This is a genomic window from Christiangramia sediminicola (assembly GCF_031344135.1).
GTDB classification, from domain to species: domain Bacteria; phylum Bacteroidota; class Bacteroidia; order Flavobacteriales; family Flavobacteriaceae; genus Christiangramia; species Christiangramia sediminicola.
The window spans coordinates 499,531-514,807 of the sequence record NZ_JAVJIU010000002.1; the positions used below are offsets into that span (position 1 = coordinate 499,531).

Genomic DNA, 15,277 nt, shown 5'->3' on the forward strand with positions numbered 1-15,277 from the left:
GGCGTTTAGTTATAAGTCACAGTCACTGTAAAACCGGAATTATTTGTGTATAAACCTCCAGACTGATTAGCCTGAATATTTAAAGTTGCACCAATTTTTAGAACATCATAATTTTCAGCAGATGTTTCCGGAGAGACTGTGAATTCATCAATAATTAAAAATTGATTCGGATTGTTCTGGTTATAGAGTTTAAAAGTTTCAGGAAGAGTGACGGTATAGTCATAACTTCCGTGAGTAACTATAGCTTCTGCAGCACTCACTTCTCCTGGATTTGCCGACGATATATCAACACCAAAAGTTGTTCTGTTTCCATCTGGAGAAAGAATGAGTCTCCCTGGATTAAAGCTGCTGATCACATTTCCAAAATGTAGATCTACATTTTTCTCTATTTCAATCGGTTCAACAACTACCGCGGTTGATCTAACGCTAGTATTAGCTGAATTTTGAGAGTAAAGAAAGCTTGTGGAAAATAAAAGTAAATATAAGAGAGCTATACGCATTTACCTGGATAATAAATTATGGGCTGCCCGCAGGCAGCTCTTGATAATTTATATTATTCGTAAGTAACTGTAACAGAAATTTCTCCTGTATAGGTTGCTGCAGCTGCAGTTGTAGGTACGTCTAAAGTTCCTCCTACCGTGAATGAAGTTGCAGTATTTCCAGTGGTCTCATTTTCTAGATTTGTAATAACATCCCTTAAAGTTAAAGTTGCATCATCAGCATTTTTTGGATCCTGTGTGACAGCTGTAGTAACGCTGTAAGTTTCACCATCTTCTAGGGTAACTGTGAAATCTGCAGCTGTAGGCGTACTTCCAGTTGATACTTCCATATCTGTCTGGGTAAAAGATCTAACTCCGCCAGGAGTTACAGTAACAGATCCAGCAACAGAAGATTTAGTAAAAGATCCGAAATTAAGTCCGTTTGTCCCTTTTTCAATTGTGATTGGAGAAACAAGGACTGCGTTTACATCTGCAGTTCCAGTTTGTGTATTTTGTGAAAATCCAATGGCACTTAGCATTAATGCAGTTACGAGCAGGGTAATTTTTTTCATTTTAGTAGGTTTTGTAGTTTGATTTGGGAAGTAAATATGCGTGTATCTTTAAGGAACCACCAAAATTATTCGTTGAGTGGTGATTTATAATCGTTGAATGGTAGATTTAGTTAGTTGACTTTAATGCTAATTATTAAATATTCACGATTAAACTCTAATAAATAGGGGTGTGCTGAAGAACTGAAATGTTTTGCATTAAAATTTTAGGAAAGAATTTGAAGGAAAAATAAATTCAATGACAAGAAAATACTTACAATTGATTTATGCCATTGCTTAATTGTAACTCACCATGATTTCAATTGGAGTAGGAGTAGTGTAAAGACCAGGTTCCTGATTTGCTTGAATATCTAAGGTAGCGCCAACATTAATCGTCTGAGAATCTGAATTTAAGGTGGACTTATTGGAATTTGTATTGAAGTCTCTGATTACAATCTCACTGGTTCCATTTACCATTCGGAATGAATTCTGTGAGATATTAATATTGTAGGAATATCCATTCTGTCCATTTACCTCGAAAGTAGCTGCGGATACGTTGGCAGAATTATCAAGTTGAACGTCACCAGTAGAAATTCTGGAGTGGTCAGGATTTAATATAACCGTTCCACCATTGCGTGCATCGATACTTGCAAAATTCATGTTAGCAGTAGTTTGTATCGATATGGGTTCTACAATATTTACTGAAGCCGTAAAAGTCGCTGATGCACTATTTTGCCCGAAACTATATATCGAAACAAACAGGATTATAAAAAAGGTGAAAATTATATTTCTTCTCATCAACATACCTAAAGATATAAAACAAATTCAATAAATCGATGAAATGCTTAAATAAATCGATGAAGTGCATTTTTATAAACTTTAATGAAGTTAAATGGGGTCTTATTCTGATAATTTTTGAAGGAAATATTTTAACTATGTAAGAACTAGAACTGCCTTATTATTCCTTTAATTTTCTATTTTAGTTGAAAATCAAAATTTTATGAATAATACTTACCGAACTAATTTAAGTTTAAATAATGTAGATCTGGGTTTGTTAATATTCAGAATAGGAATTGCCGGTTTAATGCTTACCCATGGATTTCCCAAGCTGGTAGACTTTTTTGGATCTGACGAAATTCAGTTTGCCGATCCCATAGGAATAGGAGAACAATTGTCTTACACGCTAACGGTTTTCGCAGAATTTGTTTGTGCGGTTTTTATACTCATCGGTTTTTTAACCAGGTTTGCTGCAATCCCGCTAATAATTACGATGGCCGTAGCAGCATTCATCGTTCATGTGCCAGATGGCTTTTCCAAACAGGAACTTCCAATTTTATTTATGCTAGGCTTTATTCTTTTAGCGATTAGCGGAGCGGGTAAGTATTCTATGGATTTTTTCATTCGAAACAAAAAATAGCCAGATTTTGAGCAGGGTTTATGTTTTAATGGGAGTTTCTGGCGTAGGTAAAACAACGCTTGGGCTTATGTTAGCTGAAAAACTCTCTATCCCGTTTTATGATGCCGACGATTTTCACTCTTTATCTAATAAGGAGAAAATGCAGAATGGAATTCCACTAAACGACTTAGATAGGGAAGAATGGCTTGGAAAATTACAATCTAAAATTCCGAAATGGCAGAATTCAGAAGGAGGTGTTCTGGCTTGCTCTGCTTTAAAAGAAAAATATCGGGAACAACTCGCGATTGAGGCAAAGGGAGACTTGGAATGGGTATTTCTTTATGAAGATTTCAGCATCATTGCTGATAGGATCAAGAAAAGAAAATTACATTTTTTCGATCCAGATCTTTTAAAATCACAATATGACACTCTTGAACCGCCTGACTATGGTATTCATATAAAGGTTGAAAATTCTCCCGAAGAATCATTAAAAGAAATTATTGCAAAAATATCAATCCCTGAAATTGGAATAATCGGTCTGGGAGTGATGGGAAAGAGCCTTGCTTTAAACCTGGCTGGAAAAAACATTTCAGTTTCAGTTTATGATCCTTTAGAAGATGAATCGAATAAAAATATTGCTCGAAAATTTATAAACGAGCACTCAAATATTTCAAATCTTCAGGGATTTGACGAGCTTAAGACATTCGTTTCAAATTTAAGCTCTCCCAGAAAAATCCTTATGATGATCAAAGCCGGTGAGCCTATTGATGGTATAATTGAAAAATTGATTCCTCTATTGGATCAGGGTGATTTAATCATGGATGGCGGCAATTCCCATTATAAAGATACTGAGCGAAGACTTAAAAGATTAAACGAATTAGGTATACATTTTTTAGGCGTTGGTGTTTCCGGAGGGGAGGAAGGCGCCCTAAATGGTCCTTCTATAATGCCTGGAGGTTCCCTTTATGGTTATAAGATGGTTAGAGATATACTTGGTGAAATAGCGGCAAAAGATCTACAGGGAAAAGCATGTTGCAACTATATTGGACCAGGAAGTTCGGGCCATTTCGTGAAAATGGTACATAATGGTATTGAGTATGGAGAAATGCAGCTTATAGCTGAATTCTATTACTTCATGAGATATTTCCAGAATCGTACACCACATGAAATTTCTGAAATATTTACGGAATGGAACCAGTTGGAAAAAAGCTTTCTCCTTGAAATTACGGCGCACATTCTAATTAAAAAGGAAGGTGAAGAATATTTACTGGATAAGGTTTTAGATATCGCTGGTCAAAAGGGTACTGGTGGCTGGACAACAATTGCAGCATTAGAAGAAGGTGTCTCGCTTGATACAATAACAGCTTCAGTTTTTGCCAGGAATATTTCTGTTTTTAAACCTCAAAAAAAGGAAATACAGAAAATTTATAAAGTAAACAGTAAAGATGATCAGGAAATATCTAGTGATGATCTTTATAAATCATTTAGATCTGCTTCCATTATAAACCATAGTACTGGTATGGAATTGCTAAGGAAAACTTCTACCGAGTATGGCTGGAATTTAAATTTATCTGAAATCGCAAGGATCTGGACAAACGGATGTATTATAAGATCTACTTTTATGGAGGATTTGGCTGATGTTTTAAATCCTGAGACTAATAATCATCTATTATTAAATCCTTCCGTAGCGCTTATGTTAAATGAGAGACAGGAAACATTCAACCGGGTTATCCCAGCCATTTTAGCATATGGATGCCCTATGCAGGCCAGCTCTTCAGCATTGAATTATTTCCTAAGTTTTACCAGAGAATTTACATCAGCAAACCTTATCCAGGCCCAAAGAGATTATTTTGGCGCTCACACTTATCAGCGGACTGATAAACCCGAAGGAGAGTATTTTCATTCGAATTGGAAACCAGAATAACTTATGGATCTTCAAATTCTATTAGCAGTACTTGGCGGAATTGCAATTCTATTATTTCTCATACTAAAACTTAAAATTCAGGCTTTTCTTGCATTGCTTATAGTTTGCATTCTTGTTGGTATTTTTGCCGGATTACCAGCTTCTGAAATTTTAAGTACCATGCAGGAAGGTATGGGTGGAACCTTAGGTTTTGTAGCTACCGTAGTTGGTCTGGGAGCATTATTTGGAGGTATTCTGGAGCAATCTGGTGGTGCGAACAGTCTCGCCAGATATTTACTTAATAAAACAGGAGAGAAGCGTTCTCCCTGGGCTATGATGCTAACCGGTTTTTTAGTCGCAATTCCGGTATTTTTTGATGTTGCATTTATCATATTAGTCCCAATCACTTATGCTCTTAGTAAAAAAACTGGAAAATCACTGGTATTATATGCCATGCCTTTACTCGCCGGTCTTACAATCACTCACGCTTTCATTCCGCCAACACCGGGTCCTATAGCAGTGGCAGACATTCTTGGAGCAGATCTTGGATGGGTAATACTATTTGGAATATTTACAGGGATTCCTGTTGCAATTATTAGCGGACCAATATTGGCAAAGTTTCTTTCTAAAAGGATGAAAATTGAACCTCCATCTTTCGCAGAGTCTCACGTTTATAATGAAAATGATTTGCCATCTCCCTGGCTTATATTAGCAATCATATGTGTTCCTATAGTACTTATTGTGATCAATACGGTATTAAGTAGTCCTTTAATACCCGATAATTATATTTCAGAACCTGTCCTTTACTGGATTAACTTATTAGGACATCCCTTTACTGCCCTGATCATTGCCAATCTGCTTGCCTGGTATTTTATAGGAATTAAAAGGGGAGCGGGAAAACAGTTTCTTAATAAGACAGCCGTAAAGTCTTTTGAAGCAGCCGGAATAATTATCTTATTAACTGGTGCCGGCGGAGCTTTTAAACAAATTCTTATAACTACTGGTGCTGGTGAAATGATCGCAGAATCACTACAAGGCACTTTTTTTAATCCGTTATTATTCGGTTTCACAATAGCTTTAATTGTTAGATTGCTTCAGGGATCGGCTACTGTAGCTATGATCACGGCTGCAGGAATAACCGCTCCGATATTAACTTCAGCTGAGTTATCTTCACCAGAAATCGCTTTAATAGTTATAGCGATTGCCGCAGGTGCTTCTGGCTTCTCTCATGTAAATGACAGTGGATTCTGGCTGGTTGGAAAATATCTTGGTCTTTCCGAAAAACAAACTTTCAAGTCCTGGACACTCATGACAGGGATTATTGCTATAATGGGGTTATTGATTAGTTCTATATTTTACTTTCTGATATAAAATAACTCTACTTGATAAAACTATAAACAAAAAAAGGAAAGCTTAAAGCCTTCCTTTTTTAAAATATATGTGGGGTAAATTTAGTTCTTAGCTACAGCTGCATCACCTTCAAGCATTGCAAAGAATTTATCCAGATTAGGAATAATTACAATTCTTGTTCTACGGTTTTTAGCCATATTATCTTTATTAGTATTTTCAACTAATGGTTGGTAACTGCTTCTACCGGCAGCAATCAGTTTAGATGGCTCAACATTATATTTATCCTGTAATAATCTTACAATAGATGTAGCTCTTCTAACACTAAGGTCCCAGTTATCTTTTAGGTAAGATTCTTTAACCATAGTTCTATCATCAGTATGACCTTCGATCATTACTTCCATAGCTGGCTCACTATTGATCACTTCAGCAAGTTTTTTCAATAATGGTTGAGCTTCTTTAGTAACTCTGTAACTTCCGCTTCCAAATAAAAGTTTATCTGAAACATTGATCATTACTACAGTTTCATCAACGCTAATGTCAATATCTTCAGAATCTGCATCTTCAGAAATGTTTTGCTTTAGGTTGTAAGAAACAGCAAGATTAATAGAATCTTCAAGTGTTTTCGCTCCTTTCACCTTTTCAGGATCTATTTTAGCGATCGTGCTCTTCATTTTCTCCTTAGTGTTCTTAGACATAACCGTAAGGTCATTCATTTCCATCATTCCCTCATTTTCTGTTCTAAGAGAATTGATCTTTGCATTATAGTCTGCAACTCTTTCTTCTATACGTGCATACTTTTGTTCAATTTCTTCTTTTTCAACACGTGTTTTCTGAAGTGTACTTTTAGTATCGTTCAACTCACCTTCAAGTGCAACATATTTTTTCTTAGAAACACATGATGTTAGCATAGTGGCTGCTAAAGCGGTTACAGTTATTACTCTTTTCATAAATCGGATTTTTTAATTTTAAATTAGTTTGATTATTTAGTTTGACTAATCACTTCAGTTAGGGCGATAATAGTGCCAACACAATCGATTTACTTCCAAGGGGCATGTATTCTTCAATAAAATTACAGATCAAAAATATCTTTTATATACTGAAAATAAAGGCTTTGCAATTTTATGCAATTAGTTTTACTAATATTCAGTTGCTCAAATTTCTATCTATTTCTAATTTGTGGAGATTCTAATAAAAATGTGGAAAATGTTAAAAAGTGTGTATAATTTCTCCACAGTTTTATACGTGATCCAATGATTGAAAGGCATTATATAAACCTGGTTATAGCTGAATTTAACACAAGTTTATTAGAAATTAGGAAAACCTAGTTTCGCAGTATAGTGTCTAAACGATAACTTTGAAATTCTTTAAAATCTACTCATTGACAGAAGCCAGAAGGAAATTCTTTAAAATTTTTAAAATCATAGGAAAGGTATTCCTCGGCATTCTCATTTTTTTGATTCTGCTCATTTTGTTTGTAAGGAGTCCGTGGGGTCAGAATATTATTAAAGACAAATTTATCTCTTCTATAGAAAAGGATACTGGCGCTAAAATAGAACTAGAAAAGCTGTTTATCCAGTTCAATGGTGATATTCAAGTTGATAAGCTTTATATAGAAGATCCTGCTGGCGATACGATTGTTTATTCTGAAAGCATTTCAGCCAATATTCCAATTTGGCCTTTGATAAAAGGAAATAGTTTCAGTCTTAACGGACTTGACGCAACGAATTTGAAGGCAAGGATCATTAGAAAAGATTCTATTGAAGGATTCAATTACGAATTCCTGATGAATTCCTTTGCCAGCGATACAACCCAAACCACGACACCAACAGATACAACTGCCGCTCCAATGAATATTTCTATTGGAGATATAGATCTGAAAAAGATTGATCTATTGTATAAGGATGATGTATCGGGAATAGATACGAGAATAAGATTTGATGATCTAAAACTTGAATTTACGGAAACAGATCTTGAGAATATGGTCTTCCAGGTAAACAATGCTATTCTTGCCAATGCCCAAATTCAATATGAGCAAACCAAAGCGTTTCCTGAAAGTGATGAAGAGCCTGCTCCAATGCCGGTTCTGGATATTGAAAATATAAAGCTTACTACTATTAATGGTTTTTATAGATCAGTACCTGATTCTTTGGATACAGATTTTCGTATTTCTTCGCTGAACCTTGAAAATTCAAAATTTGACTTGAAATCTAACCAGATTGCAAGTGATCTAATTCAACTTTCAGATTCAGATATTAGTTTAAAGATGCAGCAGAAGGCAGAACAGGTTGAAAGCACTCCAGAAACAAATTCTGGTTTTGAATGGCCTCAATGGAATGTTCAGATTGCAGATATTAATTTAGATAATAATTCATTTCTATATACCGTAAATTCTGCAGTAGTGAAAAAAGGATCTTTCAATCCGAATGCTGTAAAATTAGATAGCCTTGTATTTATTGCTGAAAATATAAATTATAAAGAAGGACTTGCAGATGCAGGAATTCAGAAGCTGGAATTTAAGGAAGGTTCAGGTATAGAAGTAAATAAATTCAATATCCAGGCGACAGTTACTAACGAGAATATGAAATTTTCAGATCTGGATGTTGCGGTTAATGCCAATAGCCTTTCAGGAAATATGGAGCTGACTTATACCAGTCTAAATGATTTTATGAAAGAACCTGGTAAGGCTAATCTAAACTTGAATCTTAATAATGTATATCTCAATATAAGAGATATATACAGATTCCAACCCGCCTTAAGACAAGATCCTTATATGCAATCATTAGATGACTCACCTATTAGAGGTAGTCTGAGCGCCAACGGAAAACTTGATAATATTAGCCTTAATTCTCTAAATCTAAATTGGAGTAGGACACAAATTACAGGGAATGGTAGAATTGTAAATCTTCAGGATCCCGAGAGGCTAGCCTTTGATCTTCCAAATGTTAGAATGAGATCTAGAAGAAGTGATATGCTAAAGTTTGTAAAAGAGGAGGATCTTGGTTTAAAACTTCCGGAAGAATTATCTATCACAGGGAGGTTTGCCGGAAATACTTCTGAAATCAGAACCAATTCTACACTTGTAACTTCCGATGGAACCTTGAAAATCGACGGAGATTTCAATATGGGTGATAAGATCGTTTTTGATGCAGAAATTCAGGGAGATAGTATTGCGCTAGGAAGCCTATTACAAAATGATGCTTTAGGAGATATTCAGTTGAATTTAAAAGCTTCCGGAAGCGGTAGTTCTGTGAATGACCTGAATGCAAGTCTGGAATCTCAGATTAGTTCATTTACATATAAGGAATATGAATTCAGAAATATTGATATAAATGGAGAGCTTGAGAATGGTCAAGGCCCGGTTAATCTGATTTACCAGGATGAAAACCTGGATATGGAAGCTCAAACTACCATAAAACTTGATTCGGTTTCTCCAAGATTCGACTTTAATCTGTATATGGATGGCGCCAATCTGGGAGCGCTAGGTATTACTCAAAAGGATATAAAAACCGGTTTTACGCTGGAAGGTTGGTATGAAGGGAATGGCAAAGATTACGAACTTCAGGCTGAAATAATTGATGGAGTAGCGGTTTATAACAATAAGACCTACTTGCTAGGTAGTTTTGATGCTGCAGCGTATGTTCGGGAAGACACCACTTCGGTGAAGATCCAGAACAGGATGTTAGATCTTGATCTTCAATCTAATGCAAGCCCGGTGGCATTTTCTGAAGCTATCAACAGGCATTTCAAAAGATATATTACTGAAAACTACCAGGAAGATTCAATCGTTAGTCCGGTAAATCTAAAATTGAATGCGAAGATCAGCCAGGCGCCTATTCTAAATGAAGTTTTCCTGGTGAATCTTGAAGAACTGGATACCGTAGACGTAGTTGTAGATTTCAGGGAGAACGAACGTGAACTTGATGCTTCTATTTCGGTCCCATTCATTAATTTTTACAGCAGCGAAATAGACAGCCTGAAGGTGGATATGAGATCAGATCCCTCAGATCTTAATTTTAGTCTCGCCTTTAATGCTTTAAATGCAGGACCGTTGGCTATCAAGAGAACTGTATTAGAAGGTGATGTTCTAAATAGAAAATTAAATCTTGACTTTTCATCTACCTACGAAGAAGAGCAATTGGTTCACGTGAAATCTGAACTTAATTTCCAGGGTGATACTTTAAAATTTCATGTAGATCCTCAGGATCTTATTCTGAATAAGAATTCATGGAATATTGATAATTCTAATCAATTAAGCTACGCAACCGAGTATCTAAGCTTTGATAACTTCCGCTTATTCAGAAATGATCAGGAAATGATCTTGAGCAACAATAAGCCAAATGTTGAAAAAGAGCATTTAAGCCTTGATTTTAAAAACTTCAAGTTAGCGGCATTTCTTAATTATTTGAATCCGGAAGATCAACTGGCAACTGGGCAGCTAAATGGTAATATCGTTTATGAAGAACCTTTTGGAGAGACAGGTATTTTGGCAGATATGGCTGTTAATCAGTTCAAAGTGATGAATGTTGATTTGAATACATTAAGCTTGAAAGGTAATTCCAGCGGTTTTAGTAACTATGATTTTGAAATGGCTGTAAAAGGCGGTGAAGTAGATCTTGACCTCACCGGTTCCTACGAAGCTGCAGATCCTTCTGCCATCCTAAACATGAATCTTGATCTTAACGAAGTTAAAATGACAGCTCTGGAAGGTTTCTCTCAGGGTGAAATTAGAAACGGTAGCGGTACGTTCTCCGGAAATTTTAAAGTGAATGGAACTCTTCTGGAACCGGAGTATGAAGGTAACCTGGATTTCAACAATGCGAAGTTCAATATTGCAATGTTAAATGCAGATTTTATCTTACCTGAAGAACAGCTTCGACTTGATAATGATGCGATCTATTTTGAGCGATTCAACATCAATGATGCGAATAATAATTCGATCGTAGTAGATGGAAAAGTAACGACGGTAGATCTTTTAAATCCTGGATTCGATCTGGACGTTCAGGCAAAAAACTTCAAACTTCTTAATTCTACCGAAGAGGATAATGACCTTTTTTATGGTAGTGCTGTGGTAGATGTAGATGCACAGATCAACGGAGATCTCAACCTGCCTAAGGTGAACATGAATATGGACATTAAAGAAAGCACCAATTTCACCTATGTGGTTCCAGAAACCGAACTTCAGATAAAGGAAAGAGATGGGATCGTGATCTTTGTGAACAAGGAAAATCCAGATGATATACTATCCCAAACTCAGGAAGAATCTTACGTGGTTTCCGGATATGATATATTTTCAAGAATATCTGTAAATGAAGGGGCGACCTTTAATGTGATCATTAATCCTGAAACCGGAGATAAATTCCAGGTTGAAGGAGAAGGAGACCTTATTTTTAATATGTATCCTAATGGGCGTACAGCGCTTACAGGAATTTACGAGATCAATGACGGTTTCTATGAAATGAGCCTCTATAACCTTGTAAAAAGAAGATTTGAAATCGCAGATGGAAGTCGTGTTTCATGGGCTGGAGATCCTTTTGATGCACAACTGGATGTTCGTGCTATTTATAAGGTTGAAACTTCTGCCTCTTCGCTTATGGCTTCTCAAACTTCCGGATTAAGCGCTGGCCAGCAACAACGATATATGCAGGAACTTCCATTCCTGGTATATCTAAATGTAGATGGTGATCTAATGGAACCCAAAATTTCCTTTGGCCTTGATTTGCCTGAAGAAGAGCAGGGTGTTGCCGGTGGAGAAATATTTGGAAGGGTTCAGCAGCTTAATAACCAGGAACAGGAATTGAATAAACAGGTTTTCTCATTATTAGTACTGAATAGATTTTTCCCTGAGTCTGGTAGTGACGGGAGTAGTGGAGGGACTCTTGCAGTGGCCAGGGACAACCTTAATTCTGCGCTTTCAGACCAACTGAATATGCTTTCCAATAAGATTCTAGGAGAGAGCGGAGTCCAGCTGAATTTTAATGTAGACAGCTTTACAGACTATCAGGGAGCTAACCCGGAAGAACGCACACAGCTTGGAATTAGCGCTCAGAAAGCCTTTTTAGAAGATCGTTTGATCGTGGAAGTAGGTAGCGAAGTTGATATCCAGGGAGGGAATCAGCAAGGCCAGGAAGCTAGCCCTATGATTGGTAATGTGAGTATCTCGTACCTTTTGGATGAAAATGGTGTATGGAGATTGAAAGGTTTTAGTAAAAATCAGTATGAAAATGTGATCGACGGTCAATTGGTGGTAAGTGGTATTGCACTGATCTTTACCAAAGAATTCAATAAGTTCCAGGATATGTTTGAAAAGGCCGTGATGGAGAGCGTGAAAAATAAGGAGGCTGATACATCGAAAAAAGAAGAATCTACGACAGATGAGAATTAGAGATATAAGCATAATAGTTATTCTGATACTTTTATTTCAGGCTTGTAGCGTTGAAAAGTTCATTCCTGAAGAAGAGTTTCTTTATACAGGCGCAGAGATAAAAATTGAATCTGATACTACGATCAAAGATCGACCGCAACTAAAAGCTGAATTAGAAAGTGTTCTGCGACCAAAACCCAATACAGAATTTCTGGGAGCACGTCCTGGACTGTATTACCATTACAAAGCTCAGCGTGAAAAACCTGGATTCATCAATAAATTTCTAAATAAGAAAATAGGAGAGGAACCGGTTTATTTATCAGATGTGGATCTAACGAATACTGAAGATCTACTTCTAAACCGACTCGAAAATAGAGGTTTCTTTTATAGCCGGGTTAGTTCAGATTCTGAGAAAGATGAAAAGAATAAAACAGCCTCAACTTCATACACGCTTACTGTTCCGACTCCCTACACTATGGAAACTTATCAGCTGGATACAGATTCCATGCTGGTTTACAAGGATATTCAGAAAGATCTCGATGAAACCATCCTGGAAAATGGTATGCGATTTGACTTGCCAAAATTAAAGCTTGAAAGGGAGCGTATAGATATTGATCTTAAAAAGAAAGGATATTATAATTTCAACCCTGGATTCCTGATTTTCGAATCTGATACCAATCAATATGATCAAAAGAAATTTGATCTATTTCTAAGACTGAAAAAGGATGTTCCTTCTAAATCTGTGATTCCTTACCAGATCTCGAACGTGAATGTTTATGTGAATTACAACGTTGATGAAGATTCTGTGACCAAAAATTACAAGCGATTTAAGGATAAGAACTATTTTCAGGATGAGCTTTTCTTTAAACCAGAATATCTGGATCCATATTTATTAATTGAAACCGGAGATTATTACGATCCTGAAAAATCAAGAAACACCAGCAGGAGACTAGGTTCTATAGGTTCCTATAAATTTGTGAATATAAGGTATGATGAAATTGATACTCTTGCCGGAGACGATCTAGGTCTTTTGGAAGCTAACATCTATTTATCTCCACTTAAAAAACGTGCTATCAGGGCGGAATTGCAGGCAGTGACTAAGTCAAACAGCTTTACCGGGCCACATCTCGCCTTATCATTTTTGAACAGGAATCTTTTTAAAGGTGGAGAAAGTCTGAATATTTCAGCCAATCTAGGTTATGAGTTTCAGCAGGGGACAGGAAACTTACCTGGAAGAAATTCACTGCAATTGGGATTAACGAATGATCTTATTATTCCGCGGCTTTTATTTCCGGTAAAATTCAGCAAGAATTTCTTTAAGTATGATATTCCAAAAACGAAAATCAGTCTTGGCGGTGATTATTTGAGAAGAAGTCAGTTGTTTACGCTTACCTCGTTAAATGCCTCATTTGGTTATTACTGGAATGCAAATAGGTATGTAACGCATGAGTTTAACCCGATAAGTTTAAACTATGTAAGCTTAAGTAATGTTACTCCAGAATTTCAGGCCACCCTGGATGAAAACCCATTTCTGGAAAGTAGTTTCGACCAGGAATTTATTGCTGGTTTAACTTATTCTTTCATTTATAATGGATTGATAGACACCAGTAAAAGGCATGCGTTCTTTTTGAATACTAATTTTGACATGGCGGGGAATACTATGAGCTTATTCGGCAAGGAAGCTGAAGATGGTAATAAGGAAGTTCTTGGATTGGAATATGCGCAATATGCTAAGCTGGATATGGATATTCGTTATCATTTGAGATTAGGCAAGCAGCAGGTAATCGCGACCCGTTTATTTGCGGGTTATGGACATCCTTATGGCAATTCTGATGTGCTGCCATTTAGTAAACAGTATTTTTCTGGCGGGCCTTACAGTGTAAGAGCTTTTAGAACAAGATCTCTTGGCCCAGGAACTTATAATCCTGCTGAAGACAATTTAATTGAAGATGACCCTGTAGATCCTGATAATCCTGAAGATGATCCTGTTAATATAGGATTCAGGGATCAGACAGGAAATATTAGGTTTGAAGCCAATGCAGAATACAGATTTCCTATTGTCACTTATTTGAATGGTGCATTCTTCATAGATGCAGGGAACGTCTGGACCTCTAAAGCAAACCCGGAAACTACCAATGCAAATAGCGATGGAACAGGGAAATTTGATTCAGACTTTTTGAATGAACTGGGAATAGGAGCAGGAGCTGGATTAAGAATAGATATTCAAAGCTTCGTCATTAGGTTTGACCTCGCATTTCCCATGCATGACCCACGAAAACCAATGGGAGACAGATGGGTAAATGATTTTGGTAACCCAGTCTTTAATTTCGCTATTGGATACCCTTTCTAATGCTGCATTTTATTTCCGAAGCATAGATCTCCGGCATCACCCAGTCCGGGAACTATATATCCATTCTTATCAAGTTCGTGATCTATGGTAGCGATCCAGAGTTTTGAATTTTCTGGAAATTCAGATTTTAGATATTCCACACCTTCATCTGATCCTATTACAGATACAAGATGAATTTTTTCCGGTTTTCCCATAGATCCCAACGCATTTAAAACATTGCTGAAAGATCTTCCTGTAGCAAGCATAGGATCGGCCAGGATCAGGGTTTTACCTTCAAGAGAAGGGGACGCAAGATATTCTACCAGGATCTCAAATTTTTCATCATTATCTGGATGATGTCTGTAAGCTGAAATAAATGAATTCTCAGCATCATCAAAATAATTAAGGATTCCCTGGTGTAAAGGCAAACCAGCCCTTAAGATCGAGCAGATCACCAGCTCGTTTTTCGGCATAGGAACTTCAGACTTTCCTAAAGGTGTATTAACCTCTTTATTTTCATATTCAAGTTCCTTACTTAATTCATAAGCCATAATCTCTCCAAGCCTTTCAATATTCCTTCTGAAACGCATTCTATCCGTTTGAATGCCAGTATCTCTTAATTGAGAAATAAACCTGTTTGCAATAGAATTATTTTTGAGAATTTCCTGAACCTGCATGCTGATATTTTAATGATTTCAGTTCAAATTTAAGCTTTTCCTATTAGAACATAAACCGTAGCTAAATGCTAGCAGATCTATTCAAATCTATAGGCTGATGATTTGATGCAATGTTCATAAGCTCAGATCATTAAATATTTTTTATTTAAAATAATGATGTAAATTTAGATTGTAACAAACAAAAGGTCAGTCGTTTATATTTAGACTAATCACAATTTAAATGCCCCATTATGT

At 36.4% G+C, this 15,277-nt stretch carries 10 protein-coding genes; 5 read left to right on the forward strand and 5 right to left on the reverse strand.

The genetic code is table 11. From position 1 onward, the window contains the following. Nucleotides 1-5: 5 nt before the first annotated feature. From RE431_RS06170 to RE431_RS06180, 3 genes are all read right to left on the reverse strand, one after another. Nucleotides 6-500, reverse strand: coding sequence for a DUF4402 domain-containing protein (locus RE431_RS06170; protein WP_309561093.1), 495 nt, complete (start codon nucleotides 498-500; stop codon nucleotides 6-8). Nucleotides 501-553: 53 nt separating this feature from the next. Then, nucleotides 554-1,051, reverse strand: a complete 498-nt coding sequence (locus tag RE431_RS06175) for a DUF4402 domain-containing protein (protein WP_309561094.1) — start codon at nucleotides 1,049-1,051, stop codon at nucleotides 554-556. 273 nt (nucleotides 1,052-1,324) lie between these two features. Further along, nucleotides 1,325-1,831 (reverse strand): DUF4402 domain-containing protein, encoded by a 507-nt coding sequence (locus RE431_RS06180; RefSeq protein ID WP_309561095.1) that lies wholly within the window; start codon nucleotides 1,829-1,831, stop codon nucleotides 1,325-1,327. A 196-nt stretch (nucleotides 1,832-2,027) separates the two neighbouring features. Here RE431_RS06180 and RE431_RS06185 point away from each other — a divergent pair, with 196 nt between their 5' ends. Genes RE431_RS06185 through RE431_RS06195 form a run of 3 tightly spaced genes read left to right on the forward strand, consistent with a single transcriptional unit; the run spans nucleotide 2,028 to nucleotide 5,697 of the window. Beyond that, entirely contained in the window at nucleotides 2,028-2,444 is a 417-nt protein-coding gene (locus tag RE431_RS06185) for a DoxX family protein (protein WP_309561096.1), read from the forward strand. Nucleotides 2,445-2,451: 7 nt separating this feature from the next. Continuing rightward, nucleotides 2,452-4,347, forward strand: coding sequence for an NADP-dependent phosphogluconate dehydrogenase (gndA, locus tag RE431_RS06190; protein WP_309561097.1), 1,896 nt, complete (start codon nucleotides 2,452-2,454; stop codon nucleotides 4,345-4,347). A 3-nt stretch (nucleotides 4,348-4,350) separates the two neighbouring features. Then, on the forward strand, nucleotides 4,351-5,697 hold the full coding sequence (locus tag RE431_RS06195) for a GntP family permease (RefSeq protein ID WP_309561098.1): 1,347 nt from the start codon (nucleotides 4,351-4,353) through the stop codon (nucleotides 5,695-5,697). Nucleotides 5,698-5,777: 80 nt separating this feature from the next. Here the strand turns inward: RE431_RS06195 and RE431_RS06200 are convergent, their stop codons facing one another. Continuing rightward, nucleotides 5,778-6,623, reverse strand: coding sequence for an OmpA/MotB family protein (locus tag RE431_RS06200; protein ID WP_309561099.1), 846 nt, complete (start codon nucleotides 6,621-6,623; stop codon nucleotides 5,778-5,780). Between the two features lie 431 nt (nucleotides 6,624-7,054). Between RE431_RS06200 and RE431_RS06205 the strand changes: the two genes are divergently transcribed. Both RE431_RS06205 and tamL read left to right on the forward strand, forming a co-directional pair. Further along, nucleotides 7,055-12,058 (forward strand): translocation/assembly module TamB domain-containing protein, encoded by a 5,004-nt coding sequence (locus RE431_RS06205; protein WP_309561100.1) that lies wholly within the window; start codon nucleotides 7,055-7,057, stop codon nucleotides 12,056-12,058. Further along, nucleotides 12,048-14,387 carry a translocation and assembly module lipoprotein TamL gene (gene tamL / locus RE431_RS06210; RefSeq protein ID WP_309561101.1) on the forward strand — a complete coding sequence of 780 codons (2,340 nt, stop codon included), beginning with the start codon at nucleotides 12,048-12,050 and terminating at the stop codon, nucleotides 14,385-14,387. Before RE431_RS06205 ends, tamL begins: the two co-directional genes overlap by 11 nt. On the opposite strand, the gene upp is transcribed toward tamL, so the two are convergent. Further along, nucleotides 14,384-15,043 (reverse strand): uracil phosphoribosyltransferase, encoded by a 660-nt coding sequence (gene upp / locus RE431_RS06215; protein ID WP_309561102.1) that lies wholly within the window; start codon nucleotides 15,041-15,043, stop codon nucleotides 14,384-14,386. The two genes, tamL and upp, sit on opposite strands and share 4 nt — an antisense overlap. Nucleotides 15,044-15,277: the final 234 nt, after the last annotated feature.

What these genes read in the sequence shown, in the direction of transcription:
- RE431_RS06180 (WP_309561095.1), bottom strand. Translation starts at nt 1,831, where the DNA reads ATGTTGATGAGAAGAAATATAATTTTCACCTTTTTTATAATCCTGTTT.
- tamL (WP_309561101.1), top strand. Translation starts at nt 12,048, where the DNA reads ATGAGAATTAGAGATATAAGCATAATAGTTATTCTGATACTTTTATTT.
- RE431_RS06185 (WP_309561096.1), top strand. Translation starts at nt 2,028, where the DNA reads ATGAATAATACTTACCGAACTAATTTAAGTTTAAATAATGTAGATCTG.
- RE431_RS06200 (WP_309561099.1), bottom strand. Translation starts at nt 6,623, where the DNA reads ATGAAAAGAGTAATAACTGTAACCGCTTTAGCAGCCACTATGCTAACA.
- RE431_RS06175 (WP_309561094.1), bottom strand. Translation starts at nt 1,051, where the DNA reads ATGAAAAAAATTACCCTGCTCGTAACTGCATTAATGCTAAGTGCCATT.
- RE431_RS06170 (WP_309561093.1), bottom strand. Translation starts at nt 500, where the DNA reads ATGCGTATAGCTCTCTTATATTTACTTTTATTTTCCACAAGCTTTCTT.
- upp (WP_309561102.1), bottom strand. Translation starts at nt 15,043, where the DNA reads ATGCAGGTTCAGGAAATTCTCAAAAATAATTCTATTGCAAACAGGTTT.
- RE431_RS06195 (WP_309561098.1), top strand. Translation starts at nt 4,351, where the DNA reads ATGGATCTTCAAATTCTATTAGCAGTACTTGGCGGAATTGCAATTCTA.